The organism is Cupriavidus sp. FW305-26 (genome assembly GCF_058787975.1).
Map to the genome: position 1 here is coordinate 1 of NZ_JBYTAH010000048.1, position 13,717 is coordinate 13,717.

The 13,717-nt window shown below is 69.3% G+C and carries 16 protein-coding genes; 9 read left to right on the forward strand and 7 right to left on the reverse strand.

What is annotated here, in order from left to right:
- From AC3WQZ_RS23430 to AC3WQZ_RS23440, 3 genes are all read right to left on the reverse strand, one after another.
- The coding region (locus AC3WQZ_RS23430) for a GDYXXLXY domain-containing protein (RefSeq protein ID WP_492301357.1) at nucleotides 1-457 on the reverse strand (457 nt) is incomplete at its 3' end.
- Nucleotides 454-1,569, reverse strand: coding sequence for a DUF4401 domain-containing protein (locus AC3WQZ_RS23435; RefSeq protein ID WP_492301358.1), 1,116 nt, complete (start codon nucleotides 1,567-1,569; stop codon nucleotides 454-456). The genes AC3WQZ_RS23435 and AC3WQZ_RS23430, both read right to left, overlap by 4 nt.
- The gene (locus AC3WQZ_RS23440; protein ID WP_492301360.1) at nucleotides 1,566-2,591 is read right to left on the reverse strand and encodes a DUF2157 domain-containing protein; all 1,026 of its coding nucleotides are present in this window, start codon (nucleotides 2,589-2,591) and stop codon (nucleotides 1,566-1,568) included. Before AC3WQZ_RS23440 ends, AC3WQZ_RS23435 begins: the two co-directional genes overlap by 4 nt.
- 155 nt (nucleotides 2,592-2,746) lie before the next feature.
- Between AC3WQZ_RS23440 and AC3WQZ_RS23445 the strand changes: the two genes are divergently transcribed.
- Entirely contained in the window at nucleotides 2,747-3,547 is an 801-nt protein-coding gene (locus AC3WQZ_RS23445) for a 5'-methylthioadenosine/adenosylhomocysteine nucleosidase (RefSeq protein ID WP_010809884.1), read from the forward strand.
- 49 nt (nucleotides 3,548-3,596) lie between these two features.
- Here the strand turns inward: AC3WQZ_RS23445 and AC3WQZ_RS23450 are convergent, their stop codons facing one another.
- On the reverse strand, nucleotides 3,597-3,842 hold the full coding sequence (locus AC3WQZ_RS23450) for a hypothetical protein (protein WP_010809883.1): 246 nt from the start codon (nucleotides 3,840-3,842) through the stop codon (nucleotides 3,597-3,599).
- Nucleotides 3,843-4,022: 180 nt separating this feature from the next.
- On the opposite strand from AC3WQZ_RS23450, the gene hemA reads away from it, so the two are divergent.
- From hemA to AC3WQZ_RS23480, 6 genes are all read left to right on the forward strand, one after another.
- On the forward strand, nucleotides 4,023-5,327 hold the full coding sequence (gene hemA / locus AC3WQZ_RS23455) for a glutamyl-tRNA reductase (protein WP_439668304.1): 1,305 nt from the start codon (nucleotides 4,023-4,025) through the stop codon (nucleotides 5,325-5,327).
- 100 nt (nucleotides 5,328-5,427) lie between these two features.
- Nucleotides 5,428-6,510: a peptide chain release factor 1 gene (gene prfA, locus AC3WQZ_RS23460; RefSeq protein ID WP_010809881.1), complete on the forward strand. Its 1,083-nt coding sequence runs from the start codon at nucleotides 5,428-5,430 to the stop codon at nucleotides 6,508-6,510.
- Between the two features lie 190 nt (nucleotides 6,511-6,700).
- A complete protein-coding gene (locus tag AC3WQZ_RS23465; RefSeq protein WP_010809880.1) occupies nucleotides 6,701-7,030 on the forward strand; it encodes a hypothetical protein in 330 nt (109 codons plus the stop codon).
- 144 nt (nucleotides 7,031-7,174) lie between these two features.
- The gene (gene prmC, locus AC3WQZ_RS23470) at nucleotides 7,175-8,068 is read left to right on the forward strand and encodes a peptide chain release factor N(5)-glutamine methyltransferase (protein ID WP_041687544.1); all 894 of its coding nucleotides are present in this window, start codon (nucleotides 7,175-7,177) and stop codon (nucleotides 8,066-8,068) included.
- A 126-nt stretch (nucleotides 8,069-8,194) separates the two neighbouring features.
- On the forward strand, nucleotides 8,195-8,506 hold the full coding sequence (gene grxD / locus AC3WQZ_RS23475) for a Grx4 family monothiol glutaredoxin (RefSeq protein ID WP_010809878.1): 312 nt from the start codon (nucleotides 8,195-8,197) through the stop codon (nucleotides 8,504-8,506).
- An 8-nt stretch (nucleotides 8,507-8,514) separates the two neighbouring features.
- The gene (locus tag AC3WQZ_RS23480; protein ID WP_010809877.1) at nucleotides 8,515-9,138 is read left to right on the forward strand and encodes a UbiX family flavin prenyltransferase; all 624 of its coding nucleotides are present in this window, start codon (nucleotides 8,515-8,517) and stop codon (nucleotides 9,136-9,138) included.
- A gap of 69 nt (nucleotides 9,139-9,207) precedes the next feature.
- On the opposite strand, the gene AC3WQZ_RS23485 is transcribed toward AC3WQZ_RS23480, so the two are convergent.
- The 3 genes from AC3WQZ_RS23485 to AC3WQZ_RS23495 form a co-directional block, all read right to left on the reverse strand.
- Nucleotides 9,208-9,420 carry a hypothetical protein gene (locus tag AC3WQZ_RS23485; RefSeq protein ID WP_010809876.1) on the reverse strand — a complete coding sequence of 71 codons (213 nt, stop codon included), beginning with the start codon at nucleotides 9,418-9,420 and terminating at the stop codon, nucleotides 9,208-9,210.
- A 142-nt stretch (nucleotides 9,421-9,562) separates the two neighbouring features.
- Complete coding sequence (amaB, locus tag AC3WQZ_RS23490; RefSeq protein ID WP_011616119.1) at nucleotides 9,563-11,080, reverse strand: L-piperidine-6-carboxylate dehydrogenase; 1,518 nt, start codon at nucleotides 11,078-11,080, stop codon at nucleotides 9,563-9,565.
- Complete coding sequence (locus AC3WQZ_RS23495) at nucleotides 11,077-12,258, reverse strand: saccharopine dehydrogenase family protein (RefSeq protein WP_010809874.1); 1,182 nt, start codon at nucleotides 12,256-12,258, stop codon at nucleotides 11,077-11,079. The genes amaB and AC3WQZ_RS23495 overlap by 4 nt, the downstream gene beginning before the upstream one ends.
- Nucleotides 12,259-12,386: 128 nt before the next feature.
- Here AC3WQZ_RS23495 and AC3WQZ_RS23500 point away from each other — a divergent pair, with 128 nt between their 5' ends.
- Nucleotides 12,387-12,836, forward strand: a complete 450-nt coding sequence (locus tag AC3WQZ_RS23500) for an Lrp/AsnC family transcriptional regulator (protein ID WP_010809873.1) — start codon at nucleotides 12,387-12,389, stop codon at nucleotides 12,834-12,836.
- A gap of 44 nt (nucleotides 12,837-12,880) precedes the next feature.
- Nucleotides 12,881-13,690, forward strand: a complete 810-nt coding sequence (dapB, locus tag AC3WQZ_RS23505; RefSeq protein WP_010809872.1) for a 4-hydroxy-tetrahydrodipicolinate reductase — start codon at nucleotides 12,881-12,883, stop codon at nucleotides 13,688-13,690.
- The last annotated feature ends 27 nt before the right edge of the window (nucleotides 13,691-13,717 follow it).

Sequence of the window (13,717 nt, forward strand, 5' to 3'; positions counted from 1 at the left end):
GCGCCTGCCCGTCCGCCCCCACGCGGAATTCCCCATACTGCGCCTGCGCAAACCGCTCGCCCTGCCCTTCCTGGAAGAAATACGCATCGGTCGACACCTGCACCTGCGTGCCGCCCCAGCGCGAGCGGGCGACCTGGTAGCGCAGCAACTGCTCCCCTGCCGCCAGCGGCTCGCCGCCGTGTACGCGCACAAAGCCGGCCACGCCCTGTTCATCGCGGCGGATCACGGCCACGCCGTCGCGGGGTGGCCGGTCGTCCTGCGTCTGAGCGGTGCGGATCTGGTTGCCGATGTCAAAGTTCAGCGCCATGTAGTCGCCCTGCATCAGCGAGCGCGGGTCGACCGGGGCGAGCTTGAGGTAGACGGTATCGCCGCGCGCCAGCAGGCGCTCCTTGCCGGCGATGCCGGCGGCGGCGAGTGCCAGCGTCAGGGCCCAGGCAATCAGGATCCAGCGTTTCATGCGGCCTCCATCTTGGTGCGGCCCAGCAGCCAGTAACGGCCTGCCAGCAGCAGTACGCCGGCCGCGGCAAGCGTGGCGGACTTGGCCAGCAGGGTCCAGTGCAGCGCGCTGTAATACCAGATAAAGCCGACAGCGATGCTGGCGATGCCCAGGCCCAGCCACGGCATCGACGCGCGGCGCAACGCCAGGCCGAGCGCGAGAACTCCTGCCACGACCGCGGGCGCGGCCGCCATCAGCGCACCGAAGGCCGCCACGCCGGCAAGGACGGCGCCCTGCAGGGCGGGGCTGAGCGCCAGCCGGCGGCATTCGGCGAGCGCGAAGCCGGCCAGCACCAGCGTGGCCAGCCCGCCCGCGACCCAGTGCGCGAGCGGGATGCGTCCGGCTTCCGGGCCGCCCAACCAGGCCAGCGGATGGCTCATGCCGGTGACGACCAGTGCGACGGCCAGCGTGAACAGCAGCGTCGCGTCAGCCAGCGGTTCCAGCAGCGTGTGGCGGCCGGCCGCGCACAGCCGTGCTTCGGCCAGCGTGAAACCCGTCACCAGTGCGCAGCCGAGCGGCACCAGCCAGCCGAGGGACCACGTCAGCAACAGCCAGTCCTTCGGCTCGCTGCCGGCCAGGACGAGATGCACGGCGCCTGCCAGCCCGATCCATGCGCCCACCGCGCACAGCAGCCGGTGCAGCCGGTTCGGGATCAGCAAGGCGAGCGCGGCCTCGAACAGCGCCAGTCCGGCCCAGAAGCCTGCGCTCTCGGTGACGCGCGTGAAGCCCAGGGCCTCGACCAGCCCGAACACGGCCATGCCCTGCCCGCTCAGGCTCACGGCCAGCGCGAATTGCCCCGCGGCAATGCCGCCGCCGCGCCAGTACAGCAGCGCGGCCAGTGCAATCATGGCCAGGCCGGTCACCGCCATGGCAATGCCGTTCTCGCGCGCGGCGACGAAGACCGTGCCGACCAGGAAGAGCTGGAAGAACAAGGCACCGAGCCAGCCCGCCGCGCCCATCAGGCAGCGCACGGCCCAGGGGGTGTGGGTATGGTCGGGCCGCTCGCCCTGTACCTCGCCGCGTGCGGCGAGGTCCTGCCAGAGCCGTTGCCCGGTCTGCAGTTCGGTCGTCATGCCTGCTCCAGTTGGCCGCGCCAGGCACGCATCAGCCAGGCGGCCGCGCCGGCGGCAAGGCCGATGGTCACCAGCCCGAGCAGCAGGAAGGCGCCGAAATCGTCCTTGCCCTCGAACAGCACCTTGGCGATGCCGGCCACCGCCAGCACGATGCCGGTCAGGCAGGCCAGGCTCAGCACCACGATGTCGAAGGCGCGCTGGCGGAACCACCAGACCAGGGCGGCCAGTACCACCAAGGCCAGCGCGAATGCAGCACCGTCGAAGTGGCTGTCCAGCAGGCTGGCCAGCCCGAGCGAGCCGGCGTGCACGCAAGCCAGCGCGGCCAGCATGCGGCTGCCGGCCTGCCCACGGAAGCCCAGCGCCGGCGCCCGGGCGCACAGCAGCTGCCACAGCACCAGTTGCAGCACCACCGCGCCCAGCAGCGCCAGCGTGGCGGTGCGCATATGGCGCGTATCGAACAAAAGCGCGAACACGCCTTCGACACCGAAGCGGATGCTGAAGTAGCGCAGCAACGCCACGTTGCCGACCACGATCACCAGCCACCAGTGCGGTGCGGCGCGCGCCGCCAGCGCCCAGGGCACTGCCAGCAATGCCCATAACGCAAACAGCTGCCAGGCGTCGGCGCCGGTCTGGTAGGTCTGCCCGATCACCGCGAGCAGCACGCCGGCGACGACCTGCGCGCCGCCCAGCGCGGCCCGGCCCGCGGTGTCGCCAGCCGGGCGCAGCCAGGCAAAGGCGGCGAGCAGCGTGAGCGCGCCGGCCAGCAGGCCGAACTTGGAAAACTTGTGGAGATCCTGCCAGTTGAAGGCGAAGAACACGATCACGCCCGCGCACAGCAGCGCGGTGCCCAGCGCCATCAGCGCCGTGTCCAGCCAGCGGCGCCAGTCGGTGGCGACGGGCTCGGTGCGCGCCCACGGCGCAGTGACGCCGGCCGCGTCCAGGCGCCCCAGTGCGCGCCAGTCGGCCAGTGCCCGGCGGATGGCGCGCCGTTCGCCGGTGGCTACGGTGGGTGTGCCTTGCATGTAAGTGTCCTTACGTGCTGAGATGACGGGGACTTTAGCAAAGCGGCGCGGGGGCCGCACCTGTTCCGTGGGAGGGGGCGGTGCGGTCGCGCTCTGATCTATGCCCGGCCTGCGCGGGCCGGTATGCTGTGGTTTTTTCGTCCTGCGCCCGCTCCATGACTCTCGGAATCCTTGCCGCCATCCATGATGAAGTCGATGGCCTGGTGGCCGCCATGCGCCATGACGACAGCCGCGCCACGGTGCGCACTATCGGCATGCGCGACTACTATGCCGGCCAGCTGCTCGGGCAGCCGTGCGTGCTGGTGCTGGCGCGCATGGGCAAGGTGGCGGCGTCGGCGACCACGGTCACGCTGATCCGCGAGTTCGGCGCGACGCAGATCGTCTTCACCGGGCTGGCCGGGGGCATTGGCGCCGGCACCAATGTCGGCGACATCGTCATCGCCGACCGCACCATCCAGCATGACCTCGACGCACGTCCGTTCTTCGGCCGCCATGAAGTGCCGCTGCTGGACCGTGCCGAGTTCCCGGCCGACCCGGCGCTGACCGCCGAGCTGGAAGCCGCCGCGCGCGAATTTCTGCAGCTGGACCTGCCTGCCGAAGTGCCGCGCGAGGTGCTGGAACGATTCGGCGTAGCCGCGCCGGCGCTGCACCACGGAATGATCGCCAGCGGCGACCAGTTCATCGGCTCACCGGCGGCGGTGACGGAGTTGCGTGAGCGGCTGCCCGGATTGCTGGCGGTGGAAATGGAAGGCGCCGCGGTGGCGCAGGTCTGCCATGAATACGGCGTGCCGTATGCCGTGATGCGGACCATTTCGGACCGGGCCGACGATAGCGCCCATGTGGACTTCGCGGCATTCCTGAAGGATGTGGCCAGTCACTATTCCAGCGGCGTGCTGCGCCGGCTGCTGGCCGGAAGAGCCAAGGCCGACACTGTTCAAACGCCGGTCCGCTTCTGATCGCGATCAAGCGGCGAGCGGATTCCCGCCGCCGCGGTCAGTTCTGTTCTTACCGCCCGCGCGGCCGCAGCGCGCCCCAGGCCCCCACCAGCAGCGCCGAGCCGGCGATCACCGCCAGCCAGCTGCTGAGCTGCCCGTCGATAAACAGGTGCAAGGCCCGGCCGCCATAGAAAGCGCCCGCCGCACCCGCCGCACCCAGCACCAGCGCGGCCGGCAGGGTCACCACGCGCCCTGCCGGATGCAGCCGGCGCGCCGCCAGCCCCACCAGCAAACCCACGATCAAGGTGCCCAGCATCCGCTTCTCCTGTGTTGTCAGCATCACAGCCGCAAGGGCTGCGGCGTAACGATACTGCAATCCGGGGCCGCTGCCATGCCCCCGCCCGGCCCCGAATGGCCCAGCGCCTGCAATTAGCGATCCCGGCGGTATAATGGCATCCGGTCCGGCCACGCGCCGGACCGTACCCGTCCCCTACAAATGCAACTGCTCGCGATCGGCATCAATCACACAACGGCACCTGTCTCGCTGCGCGAGCGGGTGGCGTTTCCGCTCGAGCAGATCAAGCCCGCGCTGGGTGCGCTGCGCTCCCACCTGTCGGGGCGCAGCGGCACCGAAGCCGCCATCCTGTCCACCTGCAACCGCACCGAGATCTACTGCGCGACCGACGTCCTGACGCCGGGCACGGATGGTTTCGAGCACACCCTGCGCTGGCTGTCGCAGCACCACAACGTGCCCGCCGGCGAACTGGCGCCGCACCTGTACGCGCTGCCGCAGTCCGAAGCCGTGCGCCATGCCTTCCGCGTGGCCAGCGGGCTGGATTCGATGGTGCTGGGCGAGACCCAGATCCTGGGCCAGCTCAAGGACGCCGTGCGCACCGCCGGCGAGGCCGGCTCGCTGGGCACGTACCTGAACCAGCTGTTCCAGCGCACCTTCGCGGTGGCCAAGGAAGTGCGCGGCCAGACCGAGATCGGCGCGCATTCGGTATCGATGGCCGCAGCCGCGGTGCGGCTGGCGCAGCGGATCTTTGAAAGCGTCTCGACCCAGCGCGTGCTGTTTATCGGCGCGGGCGAGATGATCGAACTGTGCGCCACGCACTTCGCCGCGCAGCAGCCGCGCCAGATCGTGGTGGCCAACCGCACCGTGGAACGCGGCGAAAAGCTCGCCGAGCAGCTCTCCGGCCAGGGCCTGACCGCCAACGCGATCCGCCTGACCGACCTGGGCGAGCGCCTGCATGAGTTCGATATCGTGGTGTCCTGCACCGCCAGCTCGCTGCCGATCATCGGGCTGGGCGCGGTGGAGCGCGCGGTCAAGCGCCGCAAGCACCGCCCCATCATGATGGTCGACCTGGCCGTGCCGCGCGACGTCGAGCCCGAAGTCGCGCGCCTGGACGACGTCTTCCTGTACACCGTCGACGATCTCGGCGCGATCGTGCGTGAAGGCAATGCGATGCGCCAGGCCGCGGTGGCGCAGGCCGAGGCCATCATCGAAAGCCGGGTGCAGAACTTCATGCACTGGCTGGAAACCCGCAGCGTGGTGCCGGTCATCCGCGAACTGCAGACCAACGGCGAAGCCATCCGCCAGGCCGAGCTGGAACGCGCGCGCCGCATGCTGGCACGCGGCGACGACCCCGAAGCCGTGTTGGAGGCCCTCTCCGGTGCGCTGACCCGCAAGTTCCTGCATGGCCCCACCCACGCACTGAACCACACCCAGGGCGAGGACCGCGAGGCGCTGCTGCGCCTGGTGCCGGGCCTGTTCCGCCACAGCAGCCACTCCGAGCGCTAGCCGCTCTGCCCTTGCGCCGCGCGCGCCCTGCCGCGCCGGCACGCCGCCACCCGCCCGCGGGTAGTCCCGGCCCCTGGCCCACCTCTTCCCCCCGCACCCGATGAAAGCCAGCATGCTTGCCAAGCTCGACCAACTGGCCGAGCGACTCGATGAAGTCAACGCCCTGCTCGCGCGCGAAGACGCGACCGCGAAGATCGACCAGTACCGCAAGCTCAGCCGCGAACATGCCGAGTTGTCGCCGGTGGCCGAGCAGTACGGCCAGTACCGCCAGGCGCAGGACGACCTGGCCACCGCGCAGGCGCTGCTGGACGATCCGGAGATGAAGGACTTTGCCGCCGACGAGATCGCCAGCGCGCGCGCGCGGCTGGAAGCCCTGGAAGCGAGCCTGCAGCGCCTGCTGCTGCCCAAGGACCCGAACGACGACCGCAACCTGCTGCTGGAAATCCGCGCCGGCACCGGCGGCGAGGAAAGCGCGCTGTTCGCCGGCGACCTGCTGCGCATGTACACGCGCTATGCCGAACGCCAGCGCTGGCAGGTCGAAGTGATGAGCGAATCGGAATCGGACCTTGGCGGCTACAAGGAAGTGATCGTGCGCATCGCCGGCGATGCGGCATTCTCCAGGCTGAAGTTCGAATCCGGCGGCCACCGCGTGCAGCGCGTCCCGGCGACCGAGGCACAGGGGCGCATCCACACCTCGGCCTGCACGGTCGCGGTGATGCCCGAAGCCGATGAAGTGGGCGAGGTCGAGATCAACCCGGCTGACCTGCGCATCGACACCTTCCGCGCCTCGGGCGCTGGCGGGCAGCACGTCAACAAGACCGATTCCGCGGTGCGCCTGACCCACCTGCCGACCGGCATCGTGGTCGAGTGCCAGGACGACCGCAGCCAGCACCGCAACAAGGACAAGGCGATGAAGGTGCTGGCGGCCCGCATCAAGGACATGCAGACGCGCGCCGCCCAGGCGAAGGAGGCCAGCACGCGGCGCAACCTGATCGGCTCGGGCGACCGCAGCGACCGCATCCGCACCTACAACTTCCCGCAGGGGCGCGTGACCGACCACCGCATCAACCTGACGCTGTACAAGATCGACATGATCATGGACGGCGACATGGATGAACTGCTGTCGGCACTGGCTTCGGAACACCAGGCTGATCAGCTTGCTGCACTTGGCGAAGAGTCGTAAGCACCACTAAATGTCGTGCAACCGGCCTTCCGCCCCGAACACCGCGTAAAGTCGCCGATATCTTTGTATTTCTTGTAAATGCTTGAAACAGCACTGGTAGGGGTAAGGCGGCTGTCTATAATCGATTTCGACCGGCAAACGGAGAATGGTGCCGGGTAGTCACTCCCGAGAACATACCTAGGACGAAATCATGAAAAAACTGCTCGCGCTGTTGATGATCACCGCGGCCATGGCCGCTTGCAGCAAGAAGGAAGAAGCTCCGCCTGCCGCCTCGAACGCCGAGAGCGCCATGCAAAGCGCCGCTGAATCCGCCAAGGCCGCCGCCAGCGATGCCGCCGCTGCCGCCAGCAACGCCGCAGACGCCGCCAAGGCCGCCGCCAGCGGTGCCGCAGCCGACCTCTCGGCCGCCGCCGACAAGGCCAAGGCAGAAGCCGGCAGCGCCATGGCAGACGCCAAGCAGGCCGCCAAGGATGCCGTCAACACGGGTGCCGACAAGGCCAAGGACGCCGTCAATAAGTAATCGTCCCGGCGGGGGCATTGCGCCGCCCGCCGTCGATGAGCGGTACACTGGCGGCAAGCTGGAAGTCCCGCCCCAAAGCCCCGCCAGGCCTTTGCGCCGGTGGGGTTTTTTGTAGCCGGCAAAAGAACCGTCCCCTCCCTTTCGATGTCTTCCCCAAACTCTGCCGCGCTGCCGGCGACCCCCACGCTGCGCGAAGCCCAGACCCTCGCCGCCATGGCCGGGCTGCCTGCCCTGGAAGTGCGCATGCTGCTGACGCATGTCACCGGCCTGAGCCGCACCCAGCTGATCACCCGCGACACCGACACCCTCACCATCGCCCAGCGCGACGCCTTTGCCACGCTGCTGGCGCGGCGGCTGGCGGGCGAGCCGATGGCCTACCTGATCGGCGAGCGCGAGTTCTTCGGCCGGAAGTTCCGGGTCACGCCTGACGTGCTGATCCCGCGGCCCGATACCGAAGTCGCCGCCGAAGCCTCGCTGGCGCGGCTGGCTGAGGTGCCGCAGCCGACCGTGCTGGACCTGGGCACAGGCTCGGGCATCCTGGCCGTGACGCTGGCGCGCGAGCGCCGGGATGCGCAAGTCTGGGCCACCGACATCTCGCCCGGCGCGCTGATGGTGGCGCAGGACAACGCCAGCGCGCTCGGCGCCGACCGCATCCACTTCCTGGTGTCTGACTGGTACGCGGCGCTGCCGCCAGGCCTGCGCTTTCACCTGATCGTCAGCAATCCGCCCTACATCGCCGCGGGCGACCCGCACCTGGTCGAAGGCGACCTGCGCTTCGAACCGATCGACGCGCTGACCGACCACGACGACGGCCTGTCCGACCTGCGGGCCATTGTCAGCGGTGCCGGCGCCCGGCTGCTGCCTGACGGCTGGCTGCTGATGGAGCATGGCTACGACCAGGCGCAGGCCACCCGCCAGCTGCTGGAGGACACCGGTTTCACCGAGATCTTCACCGCCCGCGACCTGGCCGGCCTGGAACGCTGCACCGGCGGGCGCTGGCAAGGCGCCCGGCCCGGCGGCACCACTGCCGGTCACTGAAGCCCGGCGGCGATTCCGGTAAAATCGCCGTCAGATCCCCGCCCCCCCGCCCGGCCAGGCCGCGTGGCGTCCCATTCTCCCCAGGCGGCGCCCGCGACACGGCATCGCCCCACTGAAAAGCAAACCATGAGCGACGTGCAGCAAAAGATCGATCAGATCGTCAAGGGCAACCCGGTAGTCCTGTTCATGAAGGGCACCGCGCAATTCCCGATGTGCGGCTTCTCGGGCCGCGCCATCCAGATTCTGAAGGCCTGTGGCGTGGACGCGCCGACCACGGTCAACGTGCTGGATGACGAAGGCATCCGCCAGGGCATCAAGGAATACGCCAACTGGCCGACCATTCCGCAGCTCTACGTGAACGGCGAGTTCATCGGCGGCTCGGACATCATGATGGAGATGTACCAGAACGGCGAACTGCAAACCCTGCTGAAGGGCTGAGTTCCTTTATGTCCGTGACTGGCGGCACACCCAAACGGCTGATCGTCGCCATCACGGGCGCCACCGGTGCCATCTACGGCGTGCGCCTGCTGCAGGTGCTGCGCGCGGCGCCCTCGGTGGAAACCCATCTGCTGATTTCGCCGGCCGGCGTGATGAACCTGCAGCACGAGCTGGACATCAGCCGTGCCGAGGTGGAGGCGCTGGCCAGCGTCGTGCACAACGTGCGCGACATCGGCGCGACCATCGCCAGCGGCTCGTTCCGCGCACAGGCGATGGTGGTCGCCCCCTGCTCCATGCGCACGCTGGCGGCGATTGCGCACGGCCTGTCCGACAACCTGATCACGCGCGCCGCCGACGTCACGCTCAAGGAGCGGCGCAAGCTGGTGCTGATGGTGCGGGAAACGCCGCTGAACCTTGCGCACCTGCGCAATATGACGGCGGTGACGGAAATGGGCGGGATCGTATTCCCGCCGGTGCCGGGCTTCTACCAGAAGCCGCAAAGCATTGCCGAACTGGTCGACCATACGGTCGGGCGCGTGCTCGACCTGGTGGATTTGCCGGAGATCGGCCAGACGCTCGCGCCCAGCTGGGGCGGGCTGAACGCCCGGGCCGGCGACGCGGCCGGCAACTGAACTGCGGCCGGCGCGCAGCCTCTCTCTACGCGCCGGCATCCTCGCGCATTGTCGTGCCAACCGCGCTCATTACCAGCGGCGGTAGCCCCGGCCATAGTAGCCATGGCCATAGTAGCCGCCATAGCCGCCGTAGTAGTACGGCCGCGGTGCCACCACCACCGGCGCGGGCGCCACGTACACCGGCGCAGGGCCGACCGCGGGGCCGGCAGGCGTGGGATAGACGGCGCAGCCGCCCAGCAGGGTGACGGATGCCGCAGCGGCAGCCAGTCCAATCGTCAGCATTCTCATCATTCGTCCTTGGGGTCGGAACGGGCATGTGCCTGCCCTGCTGACGTTATACGGGCAGAAAGCGTAATACGGCGTCAAAGGCGTGTAAGGCTTGTTACAGTTCCCTACGCGCCCTGTAACACGCCCAGGGATGCCGTCAGATCTCGAACCGTATCCCCTGCGCCAGCGGCAGCGAATCGCCATAGTTGATCGTGTTGGTGGCGCGGCGCATATAGCCCTTCCACGCATCCGATCCCGACTCGCGGCCCCCGCCGGTTGCCTTTTCCCCGCCGAAGGCGCCGCCGATCTCTGCGCCGCTGGTGCCGATGTTGACGTTGGCGATGCCGCAGTCGCTGCCTGCCGACGACAGGAAGCGCTCGGCCTCGCGCATCGATTCCGTGAAGATGCACGACGATAGCCCGTGCGGCGAGGCGTTGTTCAGCGCGATGGCCTCATCCAGCGTGGTGTATGGCATCAGGTACAGGATCGGCGCGAAGGTTTCGGTCAGCATGGTGTCGTGCTGGGCGTCGGTCATCACCAGCGCGGGCCGCACGTAACAGGCATGCGGGTAGCGGTCGGCCAGCAGCCGTTCGCCGCCGGTGACGATATTGCCCTGCGCGCGGCAGGCGGCCAGCGCATTGGCCATGGCATCGCCCGCGGCGGTGTCGATCAGCGGGCCGACCAGGGTGCCGTCAGCGAGCGGGTCGCCGACGGGCAGGCGGTCGAACACGGTGATCAGCCGGCTCGCCATGGTGTCCATCAGGTCGGCGTGGATAAAGCAGCGACGCAGCGTGGTGCAACGCTGGCCCGCGGTGCCGGCCGCGGCGAAGGTGATGGCCCGCACCGCCAGCTCGATGTCGGCCGAAGGCGCGACGATGGCGGCATTGTTGCCGCCCAGCTCCAGGATGCTGCGCTTGAAGTGCCCGGCGCAGGCAACGCCGACCTCGCGGCCCATGCGGGTCGAGCCGGTGGCGCTGACCAGCCGCACCGCCGGGTGCGACACCAGGTGGGTGCCCAGCATGCGCCCGCCCGGCAGCACCGCCGAGATGCCGGCGTGCTGCGGCGCCGCCGCGGCGAGCACGCGCTCCAGCAGGCCATGCGCGGCCAGCGCGCACAGGGTGACTTTTTCCGAGGGTTTCCAGATCACGCCGTTGCCGCACACCAGCGCCAGCGCCGCATTCCACGCCCACACCGCCACCGGAAAGTTGAAGGCCGAGATCACGCCGCACAGCCCATACGGATGCCAGGTCTCGCGCATCGCATGCTGCGGGCGCTCGGAGGCAATGGTCAGCCCGTGCAACTGGCGCGACAGCCCGACCGCGAAGTCGCAGATGTCGATCATCTCCTGCACCTCGCCCAGGCCTTCCTGCAGGATCTTGCCGGACTCGAGCGAGACCAGCCGGCCCAGCGCCGGCTTGTGTTCGCGCAGCACCTCGCCGAAGCGCCGCACGATCTCGCCGCGCGCAGGCGCAGGCAGCAGCGCCCAGGTGGTCTGCGCCGCGTGGGCGCGGGCGATCAGCGCATCGGCCTGCGCCGGCGTGCAGGCCGGGACATGGCCGATGGCCTCGCCATCGACCGGCGAGCGGACCGTCACGGCGCCGGCCGGCGTGCCCTCCCGCCACGGCCGCGGCAGGCCCAGCGAATCCCAGCAGGCAGCGAACTCTTGCGCTTTCATATGACGGTCTCCTGGAGCGGATGCTGCGTGTAATGGCGGCCGAAGCGATTGGCAAGGAAGGCGTCCAGCGGCATCGACTCCTGCCGCACGAAGCCGGATTGCGGCAGCGCGCCGGTGGCCACCATGTCCAGCGCGGTGCAGATGCCCGCGGCAGTGGTCAGCTGGATCGCGTTGACATGGCCCCCCTTGCCATCCACCCCGCCGATGCGCGCCGAGAACGAAGCCTGCGTCAGCGGCCCGCGCCCGCGTTCGCCCCCGGCCGGGTAGCCGGTGGCGGTGGCGAACACGATCACCACGTCCTGGTCGGTCACCGGGATGGCGCGATCGAAGATATCGCGCAGCCATTCGCGGCGTTCGCGCAGGCGCAGGTCGTTGAGCAGCAGTTTCATCAGCGCGCAATGGCCGGGATAGCGGATGGACTTGTAGTCGACATGGCGCGCGCGGCCGGCCAGCGTCTCGGGCAGTGTGCCCAGGCCGCCAGATGTATTAAAGGCTTCGTACTCGATGCCGTCCAGCGCAAAGCTCTCCAGCCCTTCCAGCGCCGTCAGTTCCACGCGACGGCCGTCGACGATGGCCTCGCACGGGTTGCAGTACTCGTTGATCAGTCCCTCGGTGCTCCAGGTCAGGTTGTACTTGAGCGCATTGCTGGGGTAGCGCGGCAGCGCGCCAACCCGCATCTGCAGGTCCAGCAGTTCCCCCCCGCCGCGCAGGAAGCGCTGCGCCAGGTCATGCCCGACCACGCCGATAAAGCCCGGCGCCAGCCCACACTGCGGCATCAGCACCGAGCGCGCGCTTTGCGCCAGCTGGCGGATGGCCTGGGTCGCGGCCACGTCCTCGGTCAGGTCGAAGTAATGCACGCCCAGGCGCGCCGCCACCGAAGCCACGCTGATCGCGGCGTGGAACGGCAGCGCGTTGAGCACGGCATCGGCGCCGGCCAGCAGCGCGGCGCAGGTGCCAGGCTCGGTGGGGTCGCCGGCGCGCGCCAGCACGCCGCGCGGCAGGCCGTCGAGGCGCCGTGCGTCATGGTCGACCACGCTGACGCGGTAGTCGCCACTGTCATGCAGCATGGTGGCAATGGTGCGCCCGATCTTGCCCGCGCCCAGCACCGCCACGTGCAGCGGGCGGGTCGCCTTGGGCAGGTCGCGCGGGGCCTGCCGGCCCAGGTTCGAGGCTTGCATGGTGTCTCCGTCCACAAGAAAAGGTTGTCCTGTTGACTGGAGTATGGATAGCCAGCGCGACACAATGAAGCCACAAGAACGACGAAAACCCGCCATAATCGAACGAAACGACGAACCATCCCGACGTAATGACCGAGCTCGACACCACCGACCGGCACCTGCTGTCGCTGCTGCAGGCCAATGCCCGCGAAAGCGCCGCCAACCTCGCCCGGCACCTGGGTATCGCCCGCACCACCGTGGTCGCGCGCATCGCGCGGCTGGAGCGCAGCGGGGTGATTGCCGGCTACGGCGTGCGGCTGGGGCAGCGCATGGAAGACAACGCCATCCTGGCCTATTGCGGCCTGTCGGTGCAGCCCAAGGCCGCGCCCGCGATCCTGCGCGCGCTGCAGCGCCTGCCCGAGATCGAAGAGGTCAATTCGGTCAGCGGCCCGGTCGACTACCTGGTGGCGATCCGCTGCGACACGCACGACCGCCTGGACCGGCTGCTCGACGAGATCGGCATGCTCGACGGCGTCAACCACACCACCACCTCGATCGTGCTCGCGCGCAAGCTCGACCGCCGGCGCGCTGCCGGCTGACGCGGTATGCTGCCAACCCGATCAAGCGTTTGCGGAGCAACAATATGAACAACCCGATCCGTGTCGCCGTGGGCGGCGTGACCGGCTGGGCCGGCGGCGAACTGGCGCGCGGCGTGGCCCATGCGGCCGACATGACCCTGGTGGCCGGCCTGTCGCGCGGCGCCGCCGGGCAGCCTCTGGCGCAGCTGACCGGCCATGCCGATACGCCGGGCGTGGCGGCCGCCAGCATCGAGGCCCTGGGGGAAACGCCCTACGACGTCTATGTCGAATACACCAAGCCGGGCATCGCCAAGCACAACATCCTGCAGGCGCTGGCGCACGGCGCGCACGTGGTGGTGGGCACCTCGGGGCTGACCGACGAGGACTATGCCGAGATCGACGCGGCCGCGCGCCAGGCCGACCGCGGCGTGCTCGCCTGCGGCAATTTCGCCATCACGGTGGTGCTGCTGCAGAAGTTTGCCGAGATGGCCGCGCGTCACCTGGAGCACTGGGAGATCATCGACTACGCCAAGGCCGGCAAGATCGACGTGCCCTCCGGCACCGTGCGCGAGCTGGCCTACCGGCTCGGCCAGGTCAAGGCCGCCGCGCAGGCGGTGCCGGTCGACCAGGTCAAGGGCCCGAAGGAAACCCGCGGCGCCACCATGTCGGGCACGCAGGTGCACGCGGTGCGGCTGCCGGGCTACCAGCTTGGCGTGGAAGTGATCTTCGGCGCCGACGGCCAGCGCCTGCACCTGAAGCACGAGGCCGGCGACGGCTCCACGCCCTATGTCGCCGGCGCGCTGCTGGCGATCCGCAAGGTCCACACCGTGCGCGGCGTGGTGCGGGGGCTGGACAAGGTGATGGAAGGGCTCTGAGGCCAGGTCAGCAGGCGGGCAGGCCGC